Annotated in this window: 18 protein-coding genes and 1 pseudogene; 9 read left to right on the top strand and 10 right to left on the bottom strand. The window is 63.3% G+C overall.

Annotated features, from left to right (window positions below; translation table 11 throughout):
* Positions 1-18: 18 nt before the first annotated feature.
* Both EI171_RS27660 and EI171_RS27665 read right to left on the bottom strand, forming a co-directional pair.
* On the bottom strand, positions 19-900 hold the full coding sequence (locus tag EI171_RS27660; RefSeq protein ID WP_011086776.1) for a GyrI-like domain-containing protein: 882 nt from the start codon (positions 898-900) through the stop codon (positions 19-21).
* A 175-nt stretch (positions 901-1,075) separates the two neighbouring features.
* Positions 1,076-2,334 (bottom strand): annotated as a pseudogene (locus EI171_RS27665) (serine hydrolase domain-containing protein).
* Between the two features lie 278 nt (positions 2,335-2,612).
* On the opposite strand from EI171_RS27665, the gene EI171_RS27670 reads away from it, so the two are divergent.
* Entirely contained in the window at positions 2,613-4,004 is a 1,392-nt protein-coding gene (locus EI171_RS27670) for an NAD-dependent succinate-semialdehyde dehydrogenase (RefSeq protein WP_028171020.1), read from the top strand.
* Between the two features lie 91 nt (positions 4,005-4,095).
* Here EI171_RS27670 and EI171_RS27675 read toward each other — a convergent pair whose 3' ends face one another.
* From EI171_RS27675 to EI171_RS27685, 3 genes are all read right to left on the bottom strand, one after another.
* A complete protein-coding gene (locus EI171_RS27675) occupies positions 4,096-6,366 on the bottom strand; it encodes a hypothetical protein (protein ID WP_161535211.1) in 2,271 nt (756 codons plus the stop codon).
* Positions 6,367-6,468: 102 nt separating this feature from the next.
* Positions 6,469-6,765, bottom strand: a complete 297-nt coding sequence (locus tag EI171_RS27680) for a hypothetical protein (RefSeq protein WP_060911690.1) — start codon at positions 6,763-6,765, stop codon at positions 6,469-6,471.
* 239 nt (positions 6,766-7,004) lie between these two features.
* A complete protein-coding gene (locus EI171_RS27685; protein WP_161535212.1) occupies positions 7,005-7,388 on the bottom strand; it encodes a glyoxalase in 384 nt (127 codons plus the stop codon).
* A 149-nt stretch (positions 7,389-7,537) separates the two neighbouring features.
* On the opposite strand from EI171_RS27685, the gene EI171_RS27690 reads away from it, so the two are divergent.
* Both EI171_RS27690 and EI171_RS27695 read left to right on the top strand, forming a co-directional pair.
* Positions 7,538-7,999, top strand: coding sequence for a GbsR/MarR family transcriptional regulator (locus EI171_RS27690; RefSeq protein ID WP_246740270.1), 462 nt, complete (start codon positions 7,538-7,540; stop codon positions 7,997-7,999).
* A 63-nt stretch (positions 8,000-8,062) separates the two neighbouring features.
* Positions 8,063-8,746, top strand: coding sequence for an isoprenylcysteine carboxylmethyltransferase family protein (locus tag EI171_RS27695; protein WP_161535214.1), 684 nt, complete (start codon positions 8,063-8,065; stop codon positions 8,744-8,746).
* A gap of 264 nt (positions 8,747-9,010) precedes the next feature.
* Here EI171_RS27695 and EI171_RS27700 read toward each other — a convergent pair whose 3' ends face one another.
* The 3 genes from EI171_RS27700 to guaA form a co-directional block, all read right to left on the bottom strand.
* Positions 9,011-11,431, bottom strand: coding sequence for a hypothetical protein (locus EI171_RS27700; RefSeq protein ID WP_161535215.1), 2,421 nt, complete (start codon positions 11,429-11,431; stop codon positions 9,011-9,013).
* Between the two features lie 3 nt (positions 11,432-11,434).
* A complete protein-coding gene (locus EI171_RS27705) occupies positions 11,435-12,499 on the bottom strand; it encodes a PIN domain-containing protein (protein WP_161535216.1) in 1,065 nt (354 codons plus the stop codon).
* A 71-nt stretch (positions 12,500-12,570) separates the two neighbouring features.
* Positions 12,571-14,169 carry a glutamine-hydrolyzing GMP synthase gene (gene guaA, locus EI171_RS27710; RefSeq protein ID WP_161535217.1) on the bottom strand — a complete coding sequence of 533 codons (1,599 nt, stop codon included), beginning with the start codon at positions 14,167-14,169 and terminating at the stop codon, positions 12,571-12,573.
* A gap of 150 nt (positions 14,170-14,319) precedes the next feature.
* On the opposite strand from guaA, the gene EI171_RS27715 reads away from it, so the two are divergent.
* The 3 genes from EI171_RS27715 (at position 14,320) to EI171_RS27725 (ending at position 15,901) form a co-directional block, all read left to right on the top strand.
* Positions 14,320-14,691, top strand: a complete 372-nt coding sequence (locus tag EI171_RS27715) for a nuclear transport factor 2 family protein (protein ID WP_161535218.1) — start codon at positions 14,320-14,322, stop codon at positions 14,689-14,691.
* Positions 14,692-15,091: 400 nt separating this feature from the next.
* Positions 15,092-15,424, top strand: coding sequence for a DHCW motif cupin fold protein (locus EI171_RS27720; protein WP_161535219.1), 333 nt, complete (start codon positions 15,092-15,094; stop codon positions 15,422-15,424).
* 267 nt (positions 15,425-15,691) lie between these two features.
* On the top strand, positions 15,692-15,901 hold the full coding sequence (locus EI171_RS27725; protein ID WP_008141931.1) for a cold-shock protein: 210 nt from the start codon (positions 15,692-15,694) through the stop codon (positions 15,899-15,901).
* Between the two features lie 219 nt (positions 15,902-16,120).
* On the opposite strand, the gene EI171_RS27730 is transcribed toward EI171_RS27725, so the two are convergent.
* The gene (locus tag EI171_RS27730; RefSeq protein ID WP_161535220.1) at positions 16,121-17,422 is read right to left on the bottom strand and encodes an RsmB/NOP family class I SAM-dependent RNA methyltransferase; all 1,302 of its coding nucleotides are present in this window, start codon (positions 17,420-17,422) and stop codon (positions 16,121-16,123) included.
* 35 nt (positions 17,423-17,457) lie between these two features.
* A complete protein-coding gene (locus EI171_RS27735) occupies positions 17,458-17,880 on the bottom strand; it encodes an MAPEG family protein (RefSeq protein WP_028171008.1) in 423 nt (140 codons plus the stop codon).
* Between the two features lie 157 nt (positions 17,881-18,037).
* Between EI171_RS27735 and EI171_RS27740 the strand changes: the two genes are divergently transcribed.
* From EI171_RS27740 to EI171_RS27750, 3 genes are all read left to right on the top strand, one after another.
* Entirely contained in the window at positions 18,038-18,673 is a 636-nt protein-coding gene (locus tag EI171_RS27740) for an acriflavin resistance protein (RefSeq protein ID WP_161535221.1), read from the top strand.
* Positions 18,674-18,743: 70 nt separating this feature from the next.
* Positions 18,744-19,586 carry a metallophosphoesterase gene (locus tag EI171_RS27745; protein WP_161535222.1) on the top strand — a complete coding sequence of 281 codons (843 nt, stop codon included), beginning with the start codon at positions 18,744-18,746 and terminating at the stop codon, positions 19,584-19,586.
* Between the two features lie 142 nt (positions 19,587-19,728).
* Positions 19,729-21,024 (top strand): amino acid deaminase, encoded by a 1,296-nt coding sequence (locus EI171_RS27750; protein WP_161535223.1) that lies wholly within the window; start codon positions 19,729-19,731, stop codon positions 21,022-21,024.
* Positions 21,025-21,031 lie beyond the last annotated feature (7 nt).

The raw sequence follows: 21,031 nt of genomic DNA on the forward strand, positions 1-21,031 counted from the left end.
AGGCCGCCGTCAGGTGCGCTATTTCAGCGGCAGGAAAAGCTCCGCGACCGCCTCATGCTCCGGCACCTCCGGGAACAAGCTCAGCCGCTGGCAATAAATCGGGAAGTCGCGCGCTTCCTCGCCGCTGGCCGGAAGCCAGTCGCGATAAAGGTAGAGCGCGGCGGGCTCCAGATTGTCGGTGTGGCCGACGACGCGCAGCACCGCGCAACGTCCGCCGGGGATCTCGCCGGCCTTGATCGCTTCGCCATTCGCCTGGATCGGCTGGTCGGTCCCGGCGCAGAGGTCCACGCTGTAATCGGCCGGCGAGGCGGGACGCCGCTCGGAACGCCAGACATTGAAGGTCGGACTTGTCCTGGGGTGGAGGTTAGCCGCCCTGCGCCAGGCGATGAACCGCTGGATGGTGGCAGGAAGCGTCGCCGGGTCGCCCCGATGCTCCATGATCGCCACCCGTGTGGGCGGGACATCGCGGATCGTCACGTCGTCAGGGGTAAAGGTCTTCTGCATGAGCTTGCTCCTCGCGTTGTCGAGAGGCCCGAAGGCCGCAAGCCACGGCTCCCAGTCGGGAGATTTCCGGAACGACGACGGCGATTGCCCGAACCGTTGCCGAAAGGCGCGGGCGAAGGCGTCCGGTGCGTCGTAGCCGGCATCCATCGCGATGTCGGTGACGCTTTCGTCGTCCCTGTAGGCCAGCCGATGCGAAGCGCGCTTCATACGGGCAAGCTGAACATAGCGATGCACGGACAGCCCGAAGGTCGCCGTGAACTGCCGGTGGAAATGAAATTTCGAGAAGGCCGCAACAGCGCTCAGCGTGTCGAGGTCCAGATCAGCGTCAAGATGCCGGTCGATATGCTCCAGCACCCGCCGCATCCGATCCTGATAATTTTGCAGCGCCGCCTTCATCGTCCCTCCTCCGTGGCGGCTCCAGTTAGTCGCTGACGGCTGCGACGTGCTCGACCGATCTTGCGGTTTGGGGACTCGTAGGGTGGGTAGAGCGCAGCGAAACCCATCATCGCTGGTGCTCCGCGAGAGAAGCCGATGGGTTTCGCTATCGCTCTACCCATCCTACAACCTCACCTCATCCGCCCGCAATCAGCGCCTTTGCCAGCGCCATGTAGGCCGGCAGCGTCACGGGATCGTTGGCGGCGTTGCCCGCGACAGGGTGCGAGGCGTAGCGCGCGATCACCATCTCGGCCTTGGGATCGACGTAGATGCCCTGGCCGTGGACGCCGCGCGCCATGTAGGCGCCGTGGGGGTTGTGCGTCACCCACCATTGATTGCGATAGGAGGCACCTGGCAACGTGGTGTAGCCGGCCGGCTTGAATTTCTCGGGATCGCCGCCGCGCGAAATGTCCTCGACAACGGACGACGGCACGATCTGGCGGCCATTAAAACGGCCGTGATTGCGCATGGTCTCGCCGAAGCGGGCGAGATCGCGCAAAGTGGTCGAGAGACCGCCGCCGCCGCTCTCGGTGCCGATGCGGTCGACGTGATAATGCGCGTCCTCTTCCGCGCCGATTTGCGTCCAGATCCGCTCGGAGAGAACATCGGACAGTGTCAGGCGCTGGCGCGCCGGCAGATCCAGGCCAGCACGTCGGTGTTGACGGTCTTGTAGGCAAAGGCCTTGCCGTGCTCGCCCTGCTTCTTCTGCGCGACGAGGAAATCGAAAATGGTGGTCGGGCCGTCATAATCAGGCGGGATCGGCGCCATGCCGTTGGCGCGCCGCAAGCCCCAAACATGCGAATTCCTGTCGGTGTAGACTTCGGTGTATTCGAGGCCGGTCGTCATATCCATGACCTCGTGCACGCGCGCATCGCCAAATGCGCTCGCCTTCAGCTCCGGTACATAGTCCGTGACCGGTGCCTGCGGATCGATCTTGCCCTCGGTGACCAGAATGCCCGCGAGCACGCCGGTGAAGGATTTCGTTACCGACATTCCGATATGCGGCTTGTGCGGCTTCAACGCACCGAAGTAGCGCTCGTAGATCAGCTTGCCCCGATGCAGCACGGCGATGCCGTCGGTGTAGGTCTCCTCCAGCACTTTCGCGAAGGTCATGGGACGGCCGTCCATCGTGGTCGAGGCGACCGCGCCGATGTCGTGGTCCTCGCGCGGCAGCGGCGATGCCGGTCCCGCCCCGCGCCAGACGTTCACGGTCGGCACCAATTGGCGGATATTGCTCCAGGCCCAGCGCAGCTCGGGGAAGCTGCGGAACGAGCCGTCCTGGAAGGTGATCGTCCGCTCCGGCGCCGGCGGGAAGCCCTTCATCCAGCCGAGCGTTTCGGGATCGGTCTCAGCGGCGGTTGCGGGGGCTTGATTGGCGGTGGTCGCGACGGACATGAAGGCGGGCTCCGGAGAGGACGATGTGGCTGGCGTATCATGAGACAGCGCAACCCACATCCCGCGTTTGTGCCGGGGTGCTGTGCAGTGCCCCCTGATGACGACAGGTCCGACCACCGCCCGCTCGCAGTCTCGTGAACGGCGCTGAGGCATCTCGATTGACCTGTCTCAAAGTGACGAATTGGGTTGTGATCCATCCTTTCATCAGCAGTCCCGTCGGAAGCGCATGAAGGCAGCCGGCACCAAGCACTGCACGATGCCTGGAGCGAGAACGACACATGGCCTACGCAACCACCTACCCCTACACGGGTGAAGTCCTCGAGACATTCCCCACCGCCACCGATGCCGAGGTCGCCCGCGCGATCGACGCGGCGCATGCGGCCTTCCTTGCCTGGCGCGAGACGTCCTTTGCCGCGCGCGGCGCGATCCTGCAAAAGGCAGCCGACCTGCTGCGCAAGGACGCCGACGCCTACGCAAAGCTCCTGACGCTCGAGATGGGCAAGCTGTTCACCGAAGCGAAGGCCGAGGTCGAATTGTCCGCGAAGATCTTCGAATATTACGTCCAGAATGCCGAAAGCCTGCTCCGGCCGGAGAAATTGACTGTCGCCGATCCCGCCGAGGGCGAGGCCGTCATCGTCTGCGAGCCGCTCGGCGTGCTGCTCGCCATCGAACCCTGGAACTTCCCTTACTACCAGATCGCCCGCATCATCGCCCCGCAGCTTTCGGCCGGCAACACCATGCTGCTGAAGCACGCCTCCAACGTGCCGCAGAGCGCGGCGGCGTTCGAACGGCTGATGCGTGAGGCGGGGCTGCCCGAGGGCGCCTTCATCAATCTCTACGCGACCCGCTCGCAGGTCGAGACGATCATCAACGATCCGCGCGTCCATGGCGTGGCGCTCACGGGCTCGGAAGATGCCGGCGCGGTCGTCGCCGCGCAGGCCGGCAAGGCGCTGAAGAAGTCGACCATGGAGCTCGGCGGCGCCGACGCGTTCGTCGTGCTCGCCGACGCCGACATGGCCAAGACGATCAAATGGGCGGTGTTCGGCCGTCACTGGAACGGCGGTCAGGTCTGCGTCTCGTCCAAGCGCATGATCATCGTCGATGCGGTCTATGACGAATTTCTTGCGCGCTACCGCGAGGGCGTGGCCGGCCTCAGGGCGGGCGACCCCTTCGCCCCCGAAACCACGCTCGCGCCGCTCTCTTCGCAGGCCGCGGCCGACGAGATCAAGGAGAAGATCCGCCAGGCCGTTGCGCATGGCGCCAAGGCCGAGCAGGTCGGCCCGCCCGTCCCCAACCAGGGCGCCTTCGTGCAGCCGACGATCCTGACCGATGTCGCCGACGACAATCCGGCGCGCTACTGGGAATTCTTCGGCCCCGTCTCGATGCTATTTCGCGCCAGGGACGAGAATGATGCCGTGCGCATCGCCAATGATTCCCCGTTCGGCCTCGGCGGCTCGGTGTTCACCTCCGACACGAAGCACGGCGCGGACGTCGCCAGGAAGATCTCGACCGGCATGGTGTTCGTCAACCACCCGACCAAGGTCGAGGCCGACCTGCCCTTCGGCGGCATCCGCCGCTCCGGCTACGGACGCGAATTGCTGGGGCTCGGCCTCAAGGAGTTCGTCAATCACAAGCTGATCGACGTCGTCGACATCGACGCCCGGTTCTGACGGCGCGTCGTGCGTCACCCGCGCCGTGCGTGGCGCGGGTGACGTGCGATGGATGGGTCGGGCGATGAATACCCGTCGCTCCGGCTTCGGCTTACCCCTTTCGCCCCGTACGCTTCTTCGCCTTCGCTGCGCGTTTGCGCCCCGGGGCTGCCGCGCGCGCGGGACCGCGTTCCGCGCGGCCGCCTGTGTCGGCGGTCAGCTCGGGACGCAATCTGGCGAGCTTGGCGCGGTCCGGCAGCAGGTCCGCGAAGCCGTCGAGCACCCGCGGCGCGGGCGCACCGTCGCCGGCGACGGCCAGTGCACCTGCCGGCGCCGCGGTCTGGCTGAGCGCCTGCAAGCGCCGGCACGCCTCGCCGAGGTGATAGGCATCGCCGCCGAGCGCCACCCATTTGCCGACCTCGGGATGCAGCACGAGATTGGCCGAATGGTTGTCGCTGGCGCTGGACGGATAGTCGACGAACACGTCGATCCCCGACTGCACGCCCACCATCACGCCCTGCGCCGACCACGACACGGCGACGTCGACGCGGTAGCGGCCCGGTCGCTCGAAGGCAAAGCCCGCCGTGCTCCAGAACACTTTTGCCGAGGCCGTGACGCTCTTGCCAGGTTCGAGCTCGCTCAATTTCGCGTGCTCGCACAGGATCACAAAGGGCCTCACCGGACGCTCACGGCCCTCGGCATCGGTGACCGTGATCGACGCGAACAGGGCCTCAATGCCGACGTCGTTCGGCGCGCGCAGCGACACGCCGCTGGTGTTCGTCATCGTCCAGGTCAGATCCAGCGGCTGGCCGAGCGCGACGCGGTCGGTCGTAGCCGTCACCGCAAGCGTCAGCTCGGAAGGTTCGAAGTCGTGCCGGTCGGCGGCCTGTGGCGCGCCGGTCGGGAACCAGCTTGCGAACGGCCATCCGCCCGGACGAATGACCGGATCCGGCATGTGGTTCAGGTGATGACGGACGTTGGTGTTGTGCGCGAGCTTGATCTGATCCGGGAACACGCCGGGCTCGCCGGTCGCGGGACCTCCGAGCACGTCCGCCACGCTCGGCGTCGTGGTCATGATCGAGTTGTCGGCCGCCGTCTCCTGCTCCTGGTGGATCTGGTTCAGCGTGTGCGTCAGCTCGTGGGTCGCACTGCGCAGGAACGCACGCGGCACGTCGCGCTGCTTCCTGTTCGCGGCCAGACCAAAGTTCGACGAGTCCGAGGTGGGATAGCCGTCATCGGAGAAGCTCGCGCAGCCTTCGCGGGGAACGCCGATCTGGTCGTACATGATGCCGCGCGAGCAGCCGAGCTTCGCAGGCACGACGATCATGTGCACGCGCCATTCGGCGTCCAGATTCGTCGCCGGATTGCGCACGGTCGTCATCAGCGCGTGCAGATCCGCAGAGCTCCAGCAGTTGGTCGGCACCACGCCTGATGGCACCGGGACGTTGAGCTGGTCCTGCACCACCGTGAGCTGCCAGCCTGTCCTGGCGAAGATCGTGTCGAAGAACTCTGTGCCGCCGGCGCCGTCGGGCACCGGCGCGGGCCGCACGGCGCCGACCAGCGTATCGATTTCCAGCGTCGCTCTGCGGAAGAACTTCGACACCCAGGCGAGCGTGACGCTGCCCTTGTCCACACCGCCCTCGAACAGCCGGCCCTCGTAGAACGGTCCGCCGGTCAGGGAGAACGGAAACGGCGCCGGCACCTTCGCAAGCTTCATCGTCACGGTGCGCGACGGCGTCGCCGGGAACGTGCCCTTGAACTGGCCGACCGGCGGCTGCGTGTAATTGAACTGCTCGGCGACGATGGTGAGCTCGCACTTCTTCGGCAGCGGGACCGCGACCGGCGCGGACACGCTGGTCACCCTGAGATAGGAATGATAGCGCGCGCGGGGGAAGATGGGGATCCTCGGCCTGCGGATCGGGAACGGAATAGCCGGCTCATCGACCGCGCTGAGCGAACCGGCGAGGCTCGTCAGCCCCGCGTCTGCTGCGGCTTCATCTGCGTTCTTGTTCCCCACCGGCGGCAACGGATGGGGGATCGGACCGATCACCGGCCGCTTCGAGTAGAGATCGCCGCTGACGATCAGATGATCCGCGCCGCCGTCGGGCGCCGAGCGATCGACGCGCAGCGTGCCTTCGAAGGACACGAAGCCGGCCGTCGGCCTGAAGTTGATCTGGTAGCAGCCTTCGCGAAAGTCGAGCCTGCATAGTCTGAACGGCGGAAACGGCTGCAGATCGGTCGCGGCCGGCTGGTCGCCGGAATCGTCGTCGCTGATGCTGATCTGACGCGACAGCGGCACCTGCGGCTTCATCGCCGGCTCGACCGATGCTCCGGTCATCTTCGCAAGGCTGCCACTCGATTCATGCTCTGAGCAATTGCACATGTCGTAATCTCCTCGTTGAAATGACGAGGCGATCGACAAGAGCATCGGGCTCGTTCGCGGGTACGCCCGCGTTATCTCAAGTCAGCTGTGGCGTGCGCAGTCCTACGCGCGCCGATAGGTCACGACACAGCCCTCGGAATCCGTAAACTCAAACCGGTCGGCCTCGAGTGAAATGCGATAGGTCACAAGTTCATCGCTGGCCGTCCCGACGACGAGTGTGTTGGGATCCTCGAGACGGTAGATTCCCGCGTCCCACCACACCATGCCCTGCCCCTCGCCGCGCATGCCGCGGTAGGTGCCGGTCGAGAAGGTGATGGTGGCGGGATATTTGTCCGCACACGCAGCCGCCGTGGTTTTGGTCCACGTACCAACCATGCTCTGTTCGTGTTTGTCAGCCATAGTGTCTCCATAGCTCTCAGGAACCGACGCAATCGGCCGGTTGATGGCTATTTCAACATGTCGTTCTGGCGTGTGCAGCTCATTTCAGCTGATGTGGTGGCGGGCATCTCAATAAACCCAATTCACCACGTACAATCACAGCAGGTACTTTATCGCAGCATTGACGCGAGCGTGCGTGTGAGGTGCTTCACATGAAGGTGCGACAATTGAGCGCCGAGAGGCTCGCGCCAACGCCAGACCTACTCCGTCATCAACCGGCTCGGCCAGCCCACGCGGACGAGCAGGTCGTCAGGGCCATTTAGCGCGAATTCATACATGCCCCACGGCTTGTGCTCGGCCGCGCGGCTCGGCTCGACGATCTCCGGGCACATCGCCGCGGCCAGGCCGCGGACCCGGGGCGTATAGACGTAGACGCCAAACGGGTTGCTCCCCGGAATGAGCCAGCCTTCCACCGCCTGCTGCAAATGCACCTCGCCACCAACACCATCTGACAGCATCCGATAGTCTTCGTAGCCTTGATCGACCGGCCTGAAGAAGCCGAGCCTGTTCCACCACTGTTCCGCTGCATCGAGGTCGTTGCAGGGAATGATTGCGATCACGCTCGATGTCTGCCGCTCGTCCATGACGCGATGGCTCCCGCCGAAGCGTGAACTCCGGCGACATGATACCGATCCTACAAAACACCAGCCGCAGCGGACCGACAGGGAGGCATGAGCCCCCGCTTGACGCTTGCGGTCGGCCGTTACTTCTATATATTCGGAATATGCCGAATATGTCAAACAAGACCAGCAGGGACGAGCAGCGGTTCACGGAGGACGTGGCACGGCTGCTCACGCCCTGGGGCGTACCGCCCGTCGCCGCCCGTCTCTATGGCTATTTGCTTCTCTGCCCTCGCCCCGTCAGCCTCGATCAGATCACCGAAAGCCTCGGGATCAGCAAGAGCAGCGCAAGCGTAGCCGCTCGACTGCTCGAGAGCTACACGCTGGCGCGTCGCCATAGCGAACCTGGGACAAAACGCGCGCTCTATGCCGTAGCAGACGACTACGAAGCCATGGTCCGGCAGCAGAATCGTCTGCTCGACGCGTTGGCCGGGCAGTTGAACGCCGGAGCTGAAATAGCTGCGTCCAAGGCGGCAAGCGCGCGTCTCAGGGAGATGGCCGACTTCTATCGGGTCATGCGGGGCGCCATGGAGGACGCCATGAGCCGCTGGACACGTGGCCGACGACGGCAATGAGGAAACCCGCAGCGGCGCTGGCCGTGCGGAAGACTTCGAACCTTCGACGAGAAAGGCAGAAAAATGGGTCTCGTTCTCAATCTCATCGTTCAGACGATCGTCTGGTTCGGCTTCATGGGCGCGATCATCTTTGGTGCTGCAGGCACGACGGACTACCCCGGCGGGTGGCTCTATCTCGGTGTGATGGTCGTGCTTTCGGTCGCGTTCGGGATAAACATGGCGCGCGTCGATCCGAGCTTGCTCAGAGAGCGCCTCAAGCCGCCCGTGCAGAAGGATCAGCCGCTCGCGGACAAGCTGATTCTCATCCCGATCCTGCTCCTCATATTCGGAGGAATGGGCTTCATGGCGGCGGATGCGGCGCGCTGGCGGTGGTCGGCGATGCCATCTTCCGTGCAGTGGGCAGGCTGCGGGCTCCTGCTGGCGGCGATGTTGTTCATTTACTGGACCATGCGCACGAACAGCTTCGCGGCGCCGGTCGTGAAACTGCAAACGGACCGCGGGCAGGCCGTCATCACGACAGGCCCCTATGCCATCGTCCGCCATCCCATGTATTTCGGCACGCTCTTCTACGTCGCCGGGACATCGCTCGTGCTCGGCTCGTGGTGGGGACTTGCGACGGTCCCCATCCTCGCCCTGTTGTTCGGCATCCGGATCGGCATCGAGGAGCAGACGCTGCGCGCGGGCCTCGAGGGCTATGACGACTACGCGCGCCGTGTGCGCCGGCGTCTGATTCCGTTCATCTGGTGAGACGGTACGTCCTGCATGGCAACGCGAGAACGATTGGTCGAGAGGCCGGCGGCGGCGTCCGTAATGATGGCCCGCGCAACACGCGCGAAGGCCGGCTTCTCGACCGCCAGGATCGCTTCGAGCGCGTCGGCCTTGTGCAAGATGTCGAGCTTGACCTGCGCGAGTACAGACGTCGCCCTGAAGCAAAACGAAGCCGAACTAAAGCGATGTCCGACCTCTCAGCAACTGGGTCGAGGACGCTGATCATCATTCCGGTGGCCATCGTTAAGGAGATTCTCCAAAACGGTGCTTCCGCAACGCAACATCCTCCTCAGCCCTCTTCCTCGCGGATTCCCTCATGCTTTCTAGATCTTCAATATAAGATCTAGCAAAATCGCTGACCCGCTCATCTGGATCAACAAGCCACTCAAGGATTTCCTGCCGTTTTCGTTCATACGCTTCCACGAACCCAAACTCTCCCGAGACAACGCCTGTCGTCTCAAGAGCTATCGCGACCTCAGTCCTCAGTTTGCTATCAGTCGGGATAGATCGAATGATCTCGCGGCAGACGGCATGGATGAACGGCTGCCCCTCATAGTTGCGCAGAACAGCCAGAACGAATGCCAAGTTGGCCTCGCCACCTGCCCTCACCAGCTCCAACAGTTCCCTTTCAAAGTCGGCTGAAAAATTTGGAAAAATGTTCTTAAGGAGTCGTCCCCCCAAAAACTGAAAAAGCGAACGGTCTCGACCAAATTGCTCCCGACCCAACTGCACTACCTGTTGGGGGAAGTGCGACAGCGGCTCCTGAAGCTTATCAAAATCGTATGGGACGGCTTGAAACTCCGCCGGACCGGCCTCTTGCTGTTGGGTCAGCTCGCGATCGATCCTCCTGCAAAAAAATGCCATGACGCTAGCCGCATGACGTTGCGCAATGACAAAGAGAACACTCTCGGCGTGATAGTCAATCACTGGCAAGCTCTCAAGATTCTGGAGAACTAGGGACACGCCCGTCCCATCAAGCGCAGCGATAGACGAGTTGAGCTCCTGTCTAAACCATGCATCAAACACCCAACTGGCGTCACCCTCGCGAGTTAAGGCTGACAACGCCGGGAGAAACAACTCATTCAACAGAATGGTGTCGCCAGAGCGATAGTTCGTAATTGCAACCGAAACAACCTGCCGAATTGCGGCGAGATCCTTGAGTTCTACAGCTCGTTCGAGCAAGTGTCGAACCAAGCCAATGTCCAATCCATCATTAGATAGGAACAACTTAGTACAGGCAAATAGGTACTGCCCTCTCTCCCCGCTTGGGTCGTCGATCCAACTTAGGATCAACGAGCGGGCTGCGAGCTGCTCAGGCCCAGCCCACAATCCACGCAGAATGGGAATGAGAAATCTCTCGATCGATCGATGGTCTTCAGTGACTAGCTTTAGTGCCAGCAACGGATGCAACCTCGCTAGTTCCTCCAGGAAAGCGTAGAATATAGGAAAAGTTGCAAGGTCGTTTGACTCGGTCCGAGCGAACGTCACAATTCTCGTGCGCCATTTCGGATAGGATTCCTCGCTTATGCTCGCGGCGAACTCCGAAGCAGCACGCCGACGCATCTGCTCCGTCGCTTCGAAATCTCGCTCCGAGGCTGCGGCCCTGTCCCTCCAACTACCAAATATCCCCTCATACCCCACAAGCACTCGATAGACTTGATACTCCGGATGAGCCGAGATCTCCGTTTCGAGAGATAGCGCAAGCTCTCTTGTTTCCACCGCACGTGCGTGAAAGTAGATCCAGTAGCCTCGCGACTCGATGCTCTGGACTATTTGAAGATCTTCTGTCGCCACCAATTCCTTATAAAACGAAATCACCTCCGCAGCATCGCGCACGATAATGTCGCGAAAAGTCTGATCATCACCACCAACGTCAGGCATTCGCGTGGCTTCTTGCAACGCGCTCAAAATTGCCAATCTATCAGGCACAGTTTCGGCTGATAGATAGAGCCGCTTGAGCAGCAGAACGCTTCGAAGACGAACATCCGATATCTCTTGCCACGCGGGAATCGCCCCACGCTCAAGGGTGACCGCCCTGTATGACCAAGAGCTCGCTTCCATCACCGGAGAAAGAAGACCTCGAAGAAGGGTCAGCGCGCCACTAAAGAAGCGGCGCAGATCGGAGCTAGCCAACTGCTCGAGCGCTAAAATCACTTCTTTCTGCGGCTCGGCCCCTAGCCCTCCTTTCCGGTCAGGCCCATAGAAGACATCGATGTTATAGTCAGCCAACCCGGCGAGCGCATCGATTGATTTCTTCCTAATCTCATCCGATGCGTGGATGGAAAAGCGCAGGAGTATTCTGAGGACAGACCGCGTCTCAAAATAACGGAGGCCAGCCAGAACCTCGATCGCATCCCCTGTCAGTCGTTGAGCACTATGATATTTGGCGTATCGAGATCCCCACGCTTGCCGCTGATCAGAATACAGGATCTCGCGTCGCTCAACCTGATCGAGGAAGCTGTCCAAGATATCGACTGCTCTTGCGCTAAATCTGTGACCAATGACGTCCAGGATCGCGAGCGCATGCGACAAGGCATCATAGTCTTGCTCTGACCGCAGCGCAGCGGCTACTTGGTCAAGCTCATTCTGGAGGGCCGCCACCGCCCCTTGTGATTGCGACTTAGCGAGGCGCGTTAGAGCCTTGATGCGGGTCTGAATATCCATGACCTAGGAACCTTTGGCCAGAACTTGGATTATTTCAGGCTCCATCGCAGCAGCCGCAAGTTTGGCGAGCGCCGCATCATTAGGCAAATAGTGATTACCAGTGTCGCGGATCAATCCGGAGATAGCTAAACGCTCAGCGACGTTTCTTGCAAGCTCAATGGCTATGCCCAACTGCCCGAGCAGTTCGAACAACTGATGTTTGGTAGGATCTCCTAAATATGCAATACAACCTAGCACCGTTCTGTCCAAATTCTCGAACGGCTTCTGTGCACCAGTGAGCAGGCTTACCAATTTCTGATCGGCCAAGCCCGCATCACCTTCGACTGCGTCAGAACTCTCTGCAACCGGAGCATGTCTACCTGGAGGCGCATGAACGGCGGTAGCGGACAATACAGCCGGCCCGATTTTCACCTCTGCCTCTGCTTGCCTTTCGATGAAGTCTTGCGCCTCTACCGCGGCGAGATCTAGCGACGGCATGCCGGCCTGCAGCTCTCGTAGGGCTCGTTCCAACTCTCGGTAGCCCGCAATGACTATGCCGAGATTACGTGCCTCGTCTACGAGTTCTGGCGCAAAATTATCGCCCTCAAAAAATGCTTTGTTATCCCTCGAAATGAAGCGAACCTCGGAGCCTCGCGGCAACCGAAGCACACTCTCCCAAATTAGACAGTCCTTATACCCGTGGTCAGATTTCGATGTCGGCCTCCTCTTCTGGAGGGAGCGCTCGCCAGCGGCCGCAAGAACCTCCTTGGTCATCGGCGCTGAAAGCAGCAGCTCGTCGAGCGACGCTAGCCGTTCCAGGGTCCTTTGATCAACTACTTCATCGCCTGGCAATAGCCGATCGTCTAGATCGCCGACCAGTGTCTTGAAACTCGAGATCGCCGCACTCGCACGACCACGTTCCTCGCTCGCGGCTAATCGCGTCTGCTCAATGTACTCCTTCTGCAATATCTCAGGGACGAACAACCGACCCTTTGCTGTCCGGAGGAGCCGGATCAACTGCGGCCCCCCTTTCTTGCGGAGAAGATGTGTCTCGCGAACAAAAACATTGGTATCGCAGACAACGATCATACTGCGATCCTACTGCGAGGATCGGGCATTCGGCGGGCATCGGTCGCTCACTGACCGCAATTGGATCCCCCCTACTCCCACTCAATCGTCCCCGGCGGCTTGCTGGTCACGTCGTACACCACCCGGTTCACGCCCTTCACCTCGTTGATGATGCGCGTGGCGGTCTCGCCTAAGAACTTCATGTCGAACTGGTAGAAGTCCGCGGTCATGCCGTCGGTGGAGGTGACGGCGCGCAGACCCACGACGTAGTCGTAGGTGCGGCCGTCGCCCATGACGCCCACCGTCTTCACGGGGAGCAGCACCGCAAAAGCCTGCCAGATGTCGTCGTAGAGGCCGTGCTTGCGGATCTGGTCGATGTAGACGGCATCGGCCTTGCGCAGGATGTCGAGCTTGTCGCTTGTGATGTCGCCGGGGCAGCGGATGGCAAGGCCCGGGCCCGGGAACGGGTGGCGGCCGACGAAGATTTCGGGAAGGCCGAGCTCGCGCCCTAGCTTGCGGACCTCGTCCTTGAACAGCTCGCGCAGCGGCTCGACGAGCTTCATGTTCATGCGTTCAGGGAGACCGCCGACATTGTGGTGCGACTTGATGGTGACTGAAGGTCCGCCGGTGAACGAGACGCTCTCGATCACATCAGGATAGAGCGTGCCTTGCGCGAGGAAGTCGGCGCCGCCGATCTTCTTGGCCTCGGCCTCGAACACCTCGATGAAGAGGCGGCCGATGGTCTTGCGCTTGGTCTCGGGGTCGGTGACGCCTTCGAGTTCGCCCAAAAACTGCTTCGACGCATCCACGTGCACGAGCGGGATGTTGTAGTGGTGGCGGAACAGGTCAACCACCTGCTCGGCCTCGTTAAGGCGCATCAAGCCGTGATCGACGAACACACACGTCAGCTGGTCGCCGATGGCTTCGTGGATCAGCACGGCGGCGACGGCCGAATCGACGCCGCCGGAGAGGCCGCAGATCACCTTGCCCTTGCCGACCTGGGCGCGGATCTTGGCAATCTCCTCCTCGCGGAAGGCGCGCATGGTCCAGTCGCCGGTGAGGCCGGCGATCTTGCGCACGAAGTTGCGGATCAGCTTGGCGCCGTCGGGCGTGTGCACCACTTCGGGGTGGAACATCAGGCCGTAATATTTGCGCTTCTCGTCCTGGATGATCGCGAAGGGCGCGTTCGGCGAGGTGCCGGCCACCGAGAAGCCCGGCGGCATCCTGGTGATGCGGTCGCCATGGCTCATCCAGACCTGGTTCTTGCCGCCAAGCGACCAGACGTCCTCGAACAGCTTGCTCTGCGCTTTCACCTCGACATCGGCGCGGCCGAATTCGCGGTGATGGCCGCCCTCGACCTCACCGCCGAGCTGCGCCGCCATGGTCATCTGGCCGTAGCAGATGCCCATCACGGGAACGCCGGAGGCGAAGATCAATTGCGGGGCGCGGGGCGAGCCGGCCTCGTGCACCGACTCCGGCCCGCCGGAGAGGATCACCGCCTTCGGCTTCATCTCCTTGAAGGCCTCTTCGGCCTTGTTGAACGGGACGATCTCGCAATAGACGCCGTCCTCGCGCACGCGACGCGCGATCAGCTGCGTCACCTGGCTGCCGAAGTCGACGATGAGAATCTTGTCATGCGCCGAGGCCACGGAGCGCGTCGACGCGGAGCGGTCGTTCTGTGCTGCTGTCATGGCAAGCAGATACGCGACCACGCCCCTGCCCGCAACCGCGCAGGTTTGCGCGCCCACATTCTTCTTTGGGCATGGACAAATGTATATAGGTAAGTATTATTGACCTAATTTGCCCCACCCTTCAACCAGGGGCCGATCAGGGAGAATGCCATGTCACAGCACCATCAGCCATCGACGCTTGCCGCGCTCGGCCGGACCTGGGTCGAGGCCTGGAACGCGCGCGATCTCGAACGCGTGCTGACGCTCTATGACGAGGACACCGTGATGACCTCGGACCGCATCCCGGTGATGGGATTCGATGCCAGCGGCACCGTGCGCGGCAAGGATGCTTTGCGGGCCTATTGGCGCAAGGCGCTCGGGCTGCTGCCGGAGCTGCACTTCTCGCTGATCGATGTGTTCGTCAGCCCGGATAGCGTGGTGGTGTTCTACGCGAACGAGCGGGGGAAGAAGATCTGCGAGTATCTGCGGGTGAACGACGCGGGTCTGATCGTGCAGGGGTCGGCGAACCATCTGGTGGGGTGACGTCTCGCCGTGTTGAACGGTGCCGCCCCACCCACCGCCGTCATTCCCCGCGAAAGCGGGGAATCCAGTACGCCGCGGCTTCTCCGTATCACGGCACGGCCTCTGGAATACTGGATCGCCCGCTCCAGTGCGCAAGTGCGCACAAGGCGGGCGATGACACCGTGAGCGGGGTGCGAGCGTGCCCCAAGCCCGTCATCGCGAGGAGTTCGCGACAAAATTGCGGAGCAATTTTGCGCTGACGCGACGAAGCAATCCAGACGGCCTCCGCGGATGCATTTCTGGATTGCTTCCGCCTTCGCCAAGGCTTCGGCGGACAAGTCGCTATGCTCGGAATGACGGAGACTGCGGCGACAGCGTACGCTAACACCGGCATTGCCGGCTCTGAGACAGGACCTCCCCCATGAAACTCCCCACCTCCCCCTTCACCGTCACCGACTGGAGCAAGATCGAGCCGACCAAGCATGCCGGCGAGACCGGCCAGGCGCTGTGGCGCACGCTCAACATCGGGGATCTCCGGGTGCGGATGGTCGAGTATTCGCCGGGCTATCTCGCCGACCATTGGTGCGACCGCGGCCACGTCATCTTCGTGGTCAAGGGCGAGCTCGATTCGGAGCTGCGCGACGGCCGCAAGTTCAAGTTGACCGCGGGGATGAGCTACCAGGTCTCCGACTTCGGCGACGCCGCGCACCGGTCCTCGACGGCCACCGGGGCGACGCTGTTTATCGTCGATTGAGATGCGCCGGAGCGGTTAATTTGCACCGCAAAATAGAAAATCCGGGCGAGGTGCCGGGTGGCGGGTGGTGCCTTGAAGTGGCCCAAAATTCTCGCTATATTGTGATCATCGATACTTGGCCGAACGACTGGGCCGCTTCGCCTCGTCTAAGACAGGCGCGCACGCTTCAGATGATTTCTCCAAAACATCGACTCATCAGGACTATGGGCGCAGTGCTGCGTACCGGTCCGCGTGCGTATCCTCTCTAACTAACTAAAGGAAATTCCCATGGCTATGGGCACCGTGAAGTGGTTCAACACCCAAAAGGGTTATGGTTTCATCCAGCCGGACGACGGCCAGAAGGACGTGTTCGTGCACATCAGCGCCGTCGAGCGCGCTGGCCTCTCCTCCCTCAACGAGGGTCAGAAGGTCTCGTTCGACATCGTCGCCGACCGTCGCAGCGGCAAGTCGTCGGCTGATAATCTCCGCGTCGGCTAATCGCCAACGCACCGGCGCTTCTGACCACGGACGTACCGGCAGAGCGCGAGAACTTGAAAGCCCCGTGACCGGGATTCGGTCTGCGGGGCTTTTTGTTTTTGGCCCCTTCCGTCATTCCGGGGCTCGCGAAGCGAGAACCCGGAATCCATGGGACCGCAGAAACCGCCGCGCCATGGATTCCGGGCTCGCCCTGCGGGCGCCCCGGAATGACAACGTTGGTCAGGCGCCCTTCTTCAGCACCGAGACGAAGAAGCCATCCGTCCCCGTCCGGCGCGGCGTCATCAGCCAGCCTTCGGGCGATTGCAGCGCGGCTTTTGCGAAATCTTCCGCCTTGTCCCAGAGCACGCTCGCGGTCTGCTCGGGTGGCACCACCGCGAACTCCGGATGGCGGCCGATGAACGCCCTCACCTGCTCGCCGTTCTCTTCCGCCAGCACCGAGCAGGTGATGTAGGCGATGCGGCCACCTGGCTTCACCAGCGGCACGGCGCGCTCCAGCACCTCGGCCTGGTCGCGCAGGCGAATCTCCAGCGCACCCGGCCGCATCCGCCATTTGGCGTCGGGGTTGCGGCGCCAGGTGCCGGTTCCCGTGCAGGGGGCGTCGATCACAACGAGATCGGCCGTGGCACTGATGTCGGCCAGCGGATCGGCCTCGCCCTTGGGCGTGCGGACATCGGCATTGTGGACGCCGGCGCGCGACAGGCGTTCGTGAATGGGCGCAAGCTGCCGCTTGTCGCTATCGGTCGCGATCAACCGGCCCTTGCCCTGCATCATGGCGGCGAGCGCCAGCGTCTTGCCGCCGGCGCCGGCGCAGAGATCGATCACCTGCTCGCCGGGTTTTGCCGCGGTGAACTGGGCCGCAAGCTGCGATCCCTCATCCTGCACTTCAACGGCGCCCTTGATGAAATCCTCCTCGGCCTGGATGCCGGGGTTGCGCGCATCGGCGGAAAGCTCGATGCGCAGGCCGGTTGCAGACCAGGGCGTCGGTTTCGCATGAAGATGAGCAAGCGCCCGCAGCACCTTGTCACGATTGGACTTTAGCGTGTTGACGCGCAGGTCCAGCGGCGCCCGGCTCGCCATCGCGGCCGCCTCCGCCGCACGGTCCTCGCCGAACACCTTTGCCAGATGCGGATCGAGCCATTCGGGGTAGTCGCCGGCGATCGCAGCGGGAGCGTCCCTGAGGGAGCGATGGCTGAGCGCCGCCTGCTCGGCCTCCGTCAGCGGCGCCGGCGCAAACCGGCTGCCGTCGAACAGGGCGGCCATGGTGGCCGCGTCCATGTCGCGCTCGAGGCGGAGCATGCCGATCAGCCGCGCCCGCGCGGTGTCGGCGTCCATCAGGAAGGCGCTCGAGGCATAGCGGCGCAGCACGTCCCAGACGAGGCCGGCAATCGCGGCGCGGTCGCCGGAGCCGGCGAAGCGGTGCGCGGTGCCCCACTCCTTCAGTGCCTTGGCCGCGGGCACGCGGTCTCTCTCGATGGTATCGATCAGTTCGATGGCTGCGGACAGCCGGGCAGCGGGGGTCATTTCAAATCTTTCAGATGAAATCCGACCGTTAAAAGTCAGATCAACAAGAGCATTCTCAGCGCGAAGTAGATCCACATCACCAGCAGCACCAGTACGCCGGCGAGCCAGATCGTCGAGCGGCGGCCGAGATCGTTCGAGGAGACGAACACGCCGGCATGGGCGAACCGTGTCACCACGAACACCCATGACATCAGCACGATGAAGAGATCGACATGGCGCAAGGGGAGCGCCAGCGCGATCAGGGCGTAGAACAGCAACGGCAGCTCGAACTGGTTGCGGTAGCAATTGGCGATTTGCGTGGTGCTCTTGGGCCAGTTCGGCTCGCCCAGCGCAATGTCGCGGATCTTGGTCTCGCCCGAGACCAGCGCCTTGCGGCGCCCGAAGACCATGCCGATCAGAAGCGCGAAGGTGAGACCGACCTGCACGAAGACAGGCAGCAGGACCATTTGGACAGACATCGGAACTTTCCCGTAAGGCGGAACACCGCGGACCGTCATTAGCCGCGACTTCTGACGCTGACAATCAGCGAGTTGAACCGGTGTTCCCGCTCTTGCGACCAACCACCGATTGTTAAAGCAATTTCGTCCCCTTTGGGGCGCAAGGCAAGCGACCGCCATGAACACCCTCTCCGGCCTGATCGGCCCCCTTGCCGAATCCGCCAGCGACCGGCTCGGCATCCTGATGTCGGCGCTGTCAGGTATCGCGATGGCGCTCGCGGTCGCGCTGGCGATGACGGTGTATCTCCGCCTGGGCTATCGGATGAGCTATTCCCCTTGGCGCGATGTCGTCAGGCATGGCCTCGCCACGCTCGCCGCCGTCGCCCTGTTCGCCTTCGCCGCCTACGACGTGCGCCACGCTGCGCTCGCCTATCTCGGCCTCAACCCGTCCAAGCCTGCGGTCGAGTTCGAGATCCGCATGCCCAGGGAGACGCTGACGGCTGTATCCGACACCCAGATCGAGCTGCATACCGACCGCAACCAGACGCTGGCGCTGGTCGACGGCGTCCGCGACCTCGCCGACGGCCGCGCACTGCTGCGCGGCGCGGTGGCGCTCAACCACCGCACCGCCGACCGCGTGCTGGTGGTGAACCTGCCCGGCAAGGGCACGTTCGAATTCCGCCTCCGCCTTCCTGCCGAGCCGCATCGCTCCGAGCAGTTCGGCCCCTGGCATCTCGCCGACCGCATCGCCTCGCCGGTGACGGGCAGCATCGCGCCGCAGGACGCCTACACGATCCGCTATCGCGTGCTTTAAACATTGTTCGATCGCGGATGATGCGCGCGCCGTCATCGTTCCGACGTGCGACAACGCGTATGCTGACGCCATGTCCGAATTTCGCCTGACGCAGATTTCCGACACCCATCTCGGCCGGCGCTTTCCCGGCCTGATCGCCAACTTCCACCGCGTCTGCGAGCACATCGACGCTGACCGGCCCGATCTCGTCGTCAACACCGGCGACGTCTCCTTCGACGGGCCGACCAGTCGCGACGATGTCGCATTCGCAAAAGGCCTGCACGACGCCCTGCCCGTGACCTGCCGTTACCTCCCCGGCAATCACGACATCGGCGACAATCCGACCGCGATCGGGCCGGCGCCGAAGCCGCCGGTCAGCGAGGCATACCGCCAGCAATTCCGCGACATCATCGGCGAAGACCATTGGTCGTTCGAGGCCGCGGGCTGGTGCTTCATCGGCCTCAACACGCTGGTGATGAATTCCGGGCTCGCCTTCGAGGCCACGCAGTTCGACTGGCTAACCCAGGAGATCGCACGCACCAATGGCAGGCCGGTCGCGCTGTTCCTGCACAAGCCCGTGTTCCTCAACCTGCCCGACGATCCAGAGACGCCGGAGACATCGATCCGCTACGTGCCGCAGCCGGCGCGGGCGCGGCTGATCGAGATGTTTGCGCGTGTCGATCTGCGCCTCATCGCCAGCGGCCACGTGCACCAGCGCCGCGACTTCACGTTCCGCCACACGCGCCACGTCTGGGCGCCGTCGGTCGGCTTCAAGATCAACGACCAGCGCCAGGACCGGATCGCGATCAAGGAGACCGGCCTCGTCGAGTACCGCTTCCGGGGTGACAGTCTCGAGGTCCGCCACCTCAGGGCGGCGGGCCAGGCCGACATCGATATCGAGGAGGTCCTCGGCCAGATGGGCGGCGAGCACTAGCCCAATCCGACGGCATTCACCCCTACTTTCATACCTAGTTGCACTGAACTTGGCCCGTGGATGGCTAAAATCCGCTAATGACAACGTTGTCATTCGGACATATCGTTCACTTCAGCGGTCGAGGGCCGCTGAGGGAGCGACGATGCAGTTCTTGTCCCGGTGGGATAGCCAACGCGTTTCGACGACTACCCGGGGCATCCCCCTGGTCGATGGCCTGGCCACTGAGGACATTGGCAACCAGCGCTGGTCGCCTTCGCGCGGCGATCTTGCCCTGCCCGCCCTCACCCTCGATGAGGCCGCCTTTGCGGCCAACCGCGACCTCTTCCTGAATTGGTGCAAAAGCGCCGGCGTCAGCGTCGCGCCCCACGCCAAGACCCCGATGTCGCCGGAGCTCGCCCGCTCGCTGCGTGCAGCCGGCGCCTGGGGTACGACGGTCGCCAACGTCCAGCAGGCCGCCGTGCTGCTCGCGAGCGGCGAGCGGCGCCTGCTGCTGGCCAACGAGATCGGCGGACTGGCAGCCGGCCGGCGGCTCGGCGCGCTGCTCGGCGCCTATCCCGACGCCGAATTTCACGCCTTCGCGGATTCACCCGCCGCTGTCGCCGCGCTTGCCGAAGCGGCACGGATCGCGGAGCGCCGCGAATTGTCCGTGCTGGTCGAGCTCGGCGCAGGCCGCGCCGGCGCGCGCGATCGCGCCGCCATCGAGGCGACGATCGCAGCCGTGCTCGCCGCCGACCGGCTCGTGCTCGGCGGCGTTGCGACCTATGAGGGCGCAGCCGCAACGCCCGATGCCGACGAGACGATGCGCGCGATCGCGGCACTGATGGAGCGCACCATCGAGACTTTTGCGCTGGTGCGCGCCGCCGCCCCGCAGCGGCCACTGATCATCAGTGCCGGCGGCTCGGCCTTTTTCGACATCGTCGCGCGCGCGCTCGCACCTGGCACGCAGGCTGACGGCAACGCCAGCGTGATCCTGCGCTCCGGCGCGCTGTTCTTCGCCGATCACGGCATCTATGCCCGCGCCTTCGCGGAAGTAGACCGGCGCGGCGGTCTCCTCATCGACGGTCTGCACCACTCCGCCGTAGAAGGCTTTCGCCCCGCGCTGACGCTCTGGGCCGAAGTCTTGTCGCGCCCCGAGACAGGACTTGCGATTGCCGGCTTCGGCATGCGCGACGCCTCCTTCGATCAGGGACTGCCGGTCCCGTTGCGCGTATTCCGCGACGGCGTCGAGCAGCAAGGGCTCGACGCTGCGCTGACGGTAACGCGCCTCAACGACCAGCATGCGTTCCTGTCCGTCGCCCCCGAAAGCGTCCTTGCCGTCGGCGACATCATCGCCTTCGGCATCTCGCATCCCTGCACCTGCCTCGACCGCTGGCGGGTGATCCTCGGGCTCGACGCCGATGGTGTGGTCACGCGCGCCCTCCCCACCCAGTTCGGCTGAGAGCGCA

The organism is Bradyrhizobium sp. LCT2, assembly GCF_009931255.1.
Lineage (GTDB): Bacteria > Pseudomonadota > Alphaproteobacteria > Rhizobiales > Xanthobacteraceae > Bradyrhizobium > Bradyrhizobium diazoefficiens.